Here is an 8,267-nt window from a genome sequence, read left to right on the forward strand (position 1 = left end):
GTTGATACTAATTGGAATATTGGTTACTTTTTTTATTTGTATTACTTTTGTGCGATGCGTTTTGTTAAACTATTATTACCTGTTATCGTTTTGTTGGTAGGAGCTTATGCTCTTTCCATGTATTATTTTGTAGATGAAAGTAAAGACTTTCAGTTGGAAAAGGAGGTTGATTATCCCATTGATAAAGTATTTAATCAGTTTAATAATCTGCAGAACTTTACACGATGGAATAATTTCTTTTCAAGTTCCCAATCTATGGACATAGATTATTATACTCCTTATGAAGGGCAGGGAAGTTCCATAAGCTATGTAGATGATAAAAATGATACCAATGGTGAAATGTTTATCAGATACGAAAACCTGAATAAAACGCTAAAATATCAATTGTTTGAGGATGAAAATGAAAATCCTACACTTATTGATATTAAGTTTAAAGAAGTAGCGCCTGAAAGAACTAAGATCATTTGGTATGTGCATACTCCTAAACAGCCTGTATTAAAGAGAGTGAAAAATTTCTGGACAGAAGACCGCTTTTCCGAAAATATCGACAAAAGTATGGTGAACCTGAAAAATGTTTTGGGAAATAAAGTAGAAAGAGACAAGTTGATGGCAACCCTAAAATATGACAGTTTAATGGTCGAAAAAGAAGAGGAACTCATTTTGTTGGGAATTAATGTAAGTACATCCAATAAAAAAGATGCTCTTTACAAGAATATTGTTATGAATTATAATAAGATTTTTAATTATATAACAATGGATTTAGGGAAAAAAGAAGATGAATTTGGTTATCCGGTTTTAATAACAGATGCTGACAGTTATAGAGATAAAGAGGTTTCTTATTACCTAGGGATACCTTTGTCGAAGAAAGAAGGAATTACTGATAATAACTTCAGTTTCAGAACCATTAGCCCTACTCAAAACTATGTTATATATTATAAAGGAACTTATGAAGGAAGAGTGAGAGCTATTCAGCAGCTCATTCAAAAAGCCAAAAAAGATGAGATGCGTTTCGGAGATGTAAGACAAACTTTTATTGAGCGTCCTACGGAAGAAGATGAGGTTACTATGAAGCTTTCCTTATCTGTCTATAAGTAAATTCTTTAAAAATATTTTGGTTATAGTTTTTTTTAATAATTCGTAGCTGCCCCGAATCGGTTTTTTTTATTAAATTTGAGCAATAATTTACGAAACAAAATTTAATAATAGACAAACTGTAATAATGGACAGATTTTCATTCCTAAACGCAGCTCATTCTCAATTAATTGAGGATTTATATCAACAATATTTAAAATTCCCAGACTCTTTAGAACCATCATGGAAAGCTTTTTTTCAAGGCTTTGATTTTGCTTTGGAGAACTATGGTGATGATGATAACATTCAATATGTTCAAAATTCGGTGAACTCTTCACCTGTAGTTCAGCAGGCTTCTCAGGCAGTAGCTGGAGGTGAAGTTCCTGAACACATTAAAAAAGAATTTAAGGTCGTTAACCTTATTGAAGCATACAGAACACGTGGACACTTGTTTACCAAGACAAATCCGGTACGTGAAAGAAGACACTATACTCCAACGTTAGATATTGAAAACTTTGGTTTAACTAAAGCAGATCTTAACGTAAAATTTAACTGTGCTGTAGAAACAGGAATGAAAGAACCTGCAACTTTACAGGAACTTATCAACCACCTTGAAAACATTTACTGCGATTCTATTGGTGTAGAGTACATGCATATCAATAATGTTGAAGAGAAAGATTTTATTAAAAAATGGTTACAGGTTAATGAAAATCATCCAAGCCTTTCTGTTAATGAGAAAACTGAGATCTTATTGAAGTTGAATCAGGCAGTTGCGTTTGAAAATTATCTCCATACAAAATTTGTTGGTCAGAAGAGATTCTCTCTTGAAGGTGGGGAAACATTGATTCCGGCTTTAGATCAGCTTATCTCAAGATCTTCCCAATTAGGAGTTGATGAGGTGGTACTAGGAATGGCCCACAGAGGAAGACTTAACGTTTTGTCTAATATTTTCGGAAAATCATATAAGCAGATTTTCTCTGAATTTGAAGGGAAAGAATTTGAAGAAGATGTGTTCTCCGGAGACGTAAAATATCACTTAGGATCATCCAAAAAAATTAAAACAGCCTCTGGTGAAGAAGTTTCTATTAACTTAACACCTAACCCTTCTCACTTAGAAACCGTAGCGGCTTTGGTAGAAGGTATATGCCGTGCTAAAATTGATGATAAGTATAAGGGAGAATCCTCTAATATTTTACCGATCATTATACATGGTGACGGAGCCATTGCAGGACAGGGGATCGTGTATGAAGTAGCGCAGATGATGAATCTTGAAGGGTATAAAACAGGAGGTACTGTTCATATCGTATTAAATAATCAGGTTTCATTTACGACTAATTATGCAGATGCAAGATCATCTACTTATTGTACAGATATTGCCAAAGTAACAGAATCTCCGGTAATGCATGTAAACGCTGATGATGCAGAAGCTGTAGTACATGCTATCCACTTTGCTGCTGATTTCAGAGCCAAATTTGGAAAAGATGTTTACATTGATTTATTAGGATATAGAAAATATGGTCATAACGAAGGGGATGAACCAAGATTTACACAACCTAACCTATATAAACTGATCTCTAAACACCCTAACCCAAGAGAAATTTATAAAGATAAATTATTGAAGGATAGTGTTGTTTCCAATGATATTCTTAAGAAAATGGAAGATGATTTCAAAGCACTTTTAGACAAGGATTTTGATGCTTCCAAAGAAATTGCAAAAAATACAATGGATGTGTTCATGTCTGATGACTGGACAGGATATCCTATTGGAAAAAGAGGAGCAGTTCAGTTACCTGTAGATACCCAATATGACCTGGCTAAATTGAAAGAATTAGCTATTAAGATGTCTACATTACCGGCTGATAAAAAATTCATCAATAAAATTACAAGGCTATTTGAAAACCGTCTGAAAGCAATTGAAAGTGATTCTTTAGACTGGGCTTTAGGAGAATGGTTGGCGTATGCTACATTGCTTACTGAAGGTCATAATGTAAGAATTTCCGGAGAAGACGTGGAAAGAGGGACATTCTCCCACAGACATGCTGTAGTAAAAACAGAAGATACGGAGGAAGAATACGTACCATTAAAATATGTTTCTGAAAACAGATTTGATGTATTTAATTCTCATCTTTCAGAATATGGGGTTTTAGGTTTTGACTATGGTTATGCTATGGCTTCTCCTAATACATTAACGATTTGGGAAGCTCAGTTCGGGGATTTCGTAAACGGTGCACAGATCATTATTGATCAGTATCTGGTTGCTGCAGAAGAAAAATGGAAAATTCAGGATGGATTGGTGATGTTATTACCTCACGGATCAGAAGGTCAGGGAGCAGAACACTCTTCCGCAAGATTAGAGAGGTTCTTAGCATTGGGTGCTAATGAAAATATAGTAGTTGCAAATATTACTTCACCAGCTAACTACTTTCATTTATTGAGAAGACAGTTAAAATGGTCTTTCAGAAAACCATTAATAGTAATGAGCCCTAAATCTTTGCTGAGACATCCAAAAGTTGTTTCTCCATTAGAAGACTTTGCTAACGGAAGCTTCCAGCCTGTTTTGGATGATCCTACAGCAGATGCTAAAAAAGTGGATAAATTAGTACTTTGTACAGGGAAGCTTTATTATGAACTATTGGCTAAAAAAGAAGAACTGAATGCTGAAAATGTGGCACTGGTAAGATTAGAGCAATTATATCCTTTACAGGCAGATGCTATTGATGCAATCTTCAAAAAATACAGTAGTAGAAAAGAAATCATCTGGGCGCAGGAAGAACCTGAAAATATGGGTGCATGGTCTTATATCCTAAGAAATTTCAGAGATACGGGAATTCAGGTAATATCTCCTGTTGCAAGTGGTGCTCCAGCTCCGGGAAGTCATAAAATGTTTGAGAAAAATCAAACTGCGGTTATTAACAGGGTTTTTGGAACAGATGATGCTCCAGGATCAAGACCGGTAACAGCTTAATTACAATAATCAATTAAAAAAAATAAAAAAATACTCAATATGTCAATCTTAGAAATGAAAGTTCCTTCACCGGGCGAGTCAATTACAGAAGTGGAAATTGCAACTTGGCTTGTTAAAGATGGTGATTATGTAGAAAAAGATCAACCTATCGCGGAAGTGGATTCAGATAAAGCAACTCTTGAATTACCAGCTGAGCAGAGTGGTGTTATTACTTTAAAAGCAGAAGAAGGTGATGTAGTACAAGTAGGTCAAGTAGTTTGTTTAATTGATATGGATGCTGCAAAACCTGCAGGATCAGTAGCTCCTGCTGCTGAAGCTCCAAAACAGGAAGAAGCACCTAAAGCAGAAGCGGCTAAACAAGAAGCTCCAAAACCCGCAGCTCCGGCTGCTGCAGCTCAAACTTACGCGACAGGAGCGCCGTCTCCGGCAGCCAAGAAAATTTTAGATGAAAAAGGAATTGAGGCTGTACAGGTTTCAGGAACAGGAAGAGACGGAAGAGTTACTAAATCGGATGCAGAATTAGCAGCAGTTCCAGCAATGGGAGGAAGCTCATTATCTGCAACAGGGTCAAGAGCTGTTACGACTACTAAACTTTCAGTTCTTAGAAGAAAAATAGCTTCAAGATTAGTTTCTGTAAAAAATGAAACAGCAATGTTAACTACTTTTAATGAAGTTGACATGTCTGAGATCTTTAGATTAAGAAAACAATATAAAGAAGAATTTGCTCAAAAACATGGAGTAGGACTAGGTTTTATGTCATTCTTTACAAAAGCGGTTACAAGAGCGTTACAAATGTATCCTGATGTAAATGCATCTATCGACGGAGATTTTAAAACAAATTATGATTTCTGTGATATCTCAATTGCCGTTTCAGGTCCTAAAGGATTAATGGTTCCTGTGTTGAGAAATGCAGAAAATATGTCTTTCAATGGTGTAGAAGCTAATATCAAAGATCTTGCTGTAAAAGTAAGAGATGGAAAAATCACAGTAGATGAAATGACGGGAGGTACATTTACTATTACTAATGGTGGTACTTTCGGTTCCATGTTGTCTACTCCGATCATTAACCCTCCTCAATCTGCTATCTTAGGAATGCATAATATCATCCAGAGACCTGTAGCAGTTGATGGACAGGTAGTAATCCGTCCAATGATGTATGTTGCTTTATCTTATGACCACAGAATCATCGACGGAAAAGAGTCTGTAGGATTCCTGGTAGCTGTAAAAGAAGCTATAGATAACCCTGTAGAGTTATTATTGGGTGGAGATGAAAGAAAAGGATTAGGATTATAATTTTAATAATATTATAAGATAATTAAAGTCTCGCCTTTAAAAAAGGCGAGATTTTTGCATCTATTTCATAAAACGACTAAGATGTTCTCTAAAATTACTTCTAATATCAAAGTTTCAGTAGTTCCTGAGTATGATAGCAAGAATAGTTACCCTTCAGAAAATCGTTATGTTTTTAAATACAATATCAACATAGAGAATGAAGGAGACTTCGACGTAAAAATCATGAAAAGAAAATGGCTTATTTTTGATGTAGGCTTCGGTTATACTGAAATCACAGGTGATGGAGTTATCGGATTGACTCCAGAAATACCTGTAGGCGAAAATTTCACTTATTTTTCTAATGTAATGCTTCGGTCTGGAGTAGGAAATATGAGTGGAAAATACCTAATTAAGAATATGAAAACCCAGGAAACTTTTGAGATAGATATTCCTAAATTCAATTTATTGTCCGAAGTTTTGAGTAACTAAGGTTAAAGCTTTTTAATTTTAGTTTTCATATTTTCTGACACTTCTTCGTTGCTGTTGAGAAAGAGTTTTTCAAAAGCAAGCAGAGATATTTTAGCACAAGCTTCAGCATCATCACCAGCCCTATGATGGTTAAAATGAATCTGATGGTATTCTGCCAGATGTTTTAACCCATATTTTGGAAGATAATTCCATGATTTTTTAGCCAGCTGGATGCTGCATAAGTAATTAATAGATGGAGTGAAAAGTCCGTAATAATCAAGACACCCTCTTAATACACCGGCATCAAAGCTCGCATTATGAGCGATCATAAGTGTTCCGTACATCATTTCTTCCACTTCATACCATATCTCATCGAAAGTAGGAGATTCTTTTACGTCCTCAGGAAGAATTCCATGAACAGCAACATTGAATTTATTAAAATAAGGAAAACTTGGAGGCTTGATGAGCCAGGTTTTGGTTTCTACAATCTTTGAATCCTGTACAATACATACGCCCAGTTCACATGCAGAACTTCTCTCATGAGTAGCTGTTTCAAAATCTATTGCACAAAAATCCATTATTGAAATTGTAATTAATAATTTAAGATAATGAATTTATTTATAATTAAAGTAATATAATTGAGAATTTTAGTTTTAATATAATTAGATTTAAATATTATGAATTGCTTTAATGTGTAAATAGTTAAATATATTAAATCATCTTAAAGAAAATGTTTAAAAATAAGCCATTTAGTCTGATAGAAATCTTTTATCTGGTGTGTCTGACGAAGTTTCCAGGTTCCGGGAAGCTGAGCATAAAAGCCAAAATGAGCCCGGATTACAGCCCATAGATGTGGAAATCCATTTTTAAAACCAAAATAAATTCCGGCAATTCCATCTAAACATAACCTGAAGAATATAAGCCAGATCAGTTTTGGAAAAGGAAGATTTTTCAGCATCATAGACAAGTTATTACGTATGTTCAAATAGGTTTTTTGAGGATTTTGTTTATTCAGTGTTCCTCCCCCTACATGGTATATTTTAGATTTTCCTGTGTAATATACCTTTCTGTTATTATTCTTAAGACGCCAGCATAAATCAATTTCTTCTTGATGAGCAAAAAATCTTTCATCAAAGCCGTTCTGTTCCCAAAAATCTTTTGAACGGATAAAGAAACAGCAACCGGAAGCCCAGAAAATCTCTGTTTCATCATCATATTGCCCCTTATCTTCTTCGACGTCATCAAATATTCTTCCCCTGCAATAAGGATAACCAAGGTTGTCAATTAGTCCACCGGCCGCACCTGCAAATTCAAAGTGATTTTTATTGCTGTAAGAAAGTATTTTAGGTTGTATAGTGGCTATATGGCTGTCCTTTTCAAATAAATCAATGACAGGCTGAATCCAGTTCTCGGTGACTTCCACATCCGAATTAAGCAGACAGTAATATTCTGCATCGATTTTTTTTAATCCTTCATTATAGCCTCCTGCAAATCCGTAATTCTGATCATTTTTAATAATTCTTACAGAAGGAAAATTGGATTGAATATATTGTATGGAATCATCGGTAGAACTGTTGTCCACAATGTAAATGGTAGCTTCTTTGGAAAATTGTATAACAGAAGGAAGGAACTTTTCAAGCCATTTTTTGCCGTTCCAGTTTAATATTACAATTGCTAATTTTTCAGACATGTAATCTAAATTTTTTTGGTGTCAAATGTTTTGACGGAATTCTGATACTTCCATTTTCTGTGTGACCATAGATAGTTAGCTGGTCTTTTATGTAGTGTATTTTCTAATAATTGATGGAATTTTTTAACTACTTCGTTTTCAACGAATTTTTCACCATCTGGATAAATCCTATGATAATTAACCTGATAAAATCCCCGCTTCACTTTTTTCATTTCACAATAAATAAATGCGAGATCCATCCTTGTTGCTAACTTATCATAGCCTATGAAAACAGGTGTTTTCTGATTCAGGAATTCCAGTCCATAGTTAACATGTGAGACGTGTGGAGTCTGATCAGCAACAAACATATAAGCTGAATTTCCGTCATTTTTGGATCGGAAAATATTTAAAATAACTTCATTAGCTTCTAATGCTTCATTTCCGAATTTGTTTCTCACTTTTTTCATCTGATTTTCCCAAAAATCATTGTTTACTTTTCTGTATACAGGATGACAATGGTCTTGAGGAATAATTCGGGCTAAGGCATTAATCCATTCCCAATTAAAAACATGGCCGGCAAGCAGGATAATATTTTTACCTTCCTCTTTGGCTTCGTGGAAAAGTTCCTGATTAATGTGCTGCATTCGCACACGGGTTTCTGTTTCCGAAATGCTGAATGATTTAATGGTTTCCACCAGATAATCTGAAAAATTCAGGTAAAATTCCTTTTTTATTTTGCTGATTTCCTTTTCGGTTTTTTCAGGGAATGAATTTCTCAGATTCTCAGTAATTACCTTTTTCCTGTATCCTACAATATAATAA

Annotated in this window: 7 protein-coding genes; 4 read left to right on the forward strand and 3 right to left on the reverse strand. The window is 34.6% G+C overall.

Annotated elements, in window-relative coordinates; genetic code table 11:
* The 4 genes from Q0A18_RS00640 to apaG all read left to right on the forward strand — a co-directional run.
* On the forward strand, window positions 1–1,095 hold a 1,095-nt coding region (locus tag Q0A18_RS00640), incomplete at its 5' end, for an SRPBCC domain-containing protein (protein WP_363315933.1).
* A 124-nt stretch (window positions 1,096–1,219) separates the two neighbouring features.
* Entirely contained in the window at window positions 1,220–4,036 is a 2,817-nt protein-coding gene (locus Q0A18_RS00645) for a 2-oxoglutarate dehydrogenase E1 component (RefSeq protein WP_292008234.1), read from the forward strand.
* 39 nt (window positions 4,037–4,075) lie between these two features.
* On the forward strand, window positions 4,076–5,329 hold the full coding sequence (odhB, locus tag Q0A18_RS00650; protein ID WP_292008235.1) for a 2-oxoglutarate dehydrogenase complex dihydrolipoyllysine-residue succinyltransferase: 1,254 nt from the start codon (window positions 4,076–4,078) through the stop codon (window positions 5,327–5,329).
* Window positions 5,330–5,410: 81 nt separating this feature from the next.
* Window positions 5,411–5,797 (forward strand): Co2+/Mg2+ efflux protein ApaG, encoded by a 387-nt coding sequence (gene apaG / locus Q0A18_RS00655; protein ID WP_292008236.1) that lies wholly within the window; start codon window positions 5,411–5,413, stop codon window positions 5,795–5,797.
* Window positions 5,798–5,799: 2 nt separating this feature from the next.
* On the opposite strand, the gene Q0A18_RS00660 is transcribed toward apaG, so the two are convergent.
* From Q0A18_RS00660 to Q0A18_RS00670, 3 genes are all read right to left on the reverse strand, one after another.
* Window positions 5,800–6,354, reverse strand: a complete 555-nt coding sequence (locus Q0A18_RS00660) for a 3'-5' exonuclease (protein WP_292008237.1) — start codon at window positions 6,352–6,354, stop codon at window positions 5,800–5,802.
* A gap of 143 nt (window positions 6,355–6,497) precedes the next feature.
* The gene (locus Q0A18_RS00665) at window positions 6,498–7,466 is read right to left on the reverse strand and encodes a glycosyltransferase family 2 protein (protein ID WP_292008238.1); all 969 of its coding nucleotides are present in this window, start codon (window positions 7,464–7,466) and stop codon (window positions 6,498–6,500) included.
* 5 nt (window positions 7,467–7,471) lie between these two features.
* Window positions 7,472–8,267, reverse strand: a 796-nt coding sequence (locus Q0A18_RS00670; RefSeq protein ID WP_292008239.1) for a lysophospholipid acyltransferase family protein, incomplete at its 5' end; no start/stop codon positions are given.

The sequence above is a fragment of the Chryseobacterium sp. genome, from assembly GCF_022712095.1.
Classification (GTDB): Bacteria; Bacteroidota; Bacteroidia; order Flavobacteriales; family Weeksellaceae; genus Chryseobacterium.

Coding starts and splice junctions, on each gene's coding strand:
- Q0A18_RS00665 (WP_292008238.1), bottom strand. CDS start 7,466: ATGTCTGAAAAATTAGCAATTGTAATATTAAACTGGAACGGCAAAAAA.
- apaG (WP_292008236.1), top strand. CDS start 5,411: ATGTTCTCTAAAATTACTTCTAATATCAAAGTTTCAGTAGTTCCTGAG.
- Q0A18_RS00660 (WP_292008237.1), bottom strand. CDS start 6,354: ATGGATTTTTGTGCAATAGATTTTGAAACAGCTACTCATGAGAGAAGT.
- Q0A18_RS00645 (WP_292008234.1), top strand. CDS start 1,220: ATGGACAGATTTTCATTCCTAAACGCAGCTCATTCTCAATTAATTGAG.
- odhB (WP_292008235.1), top strand. CDS start 4,076: ATGTCAATCTTAGAAATGAAAGTTCCTTCACCGGGCGAGTCAATTACA.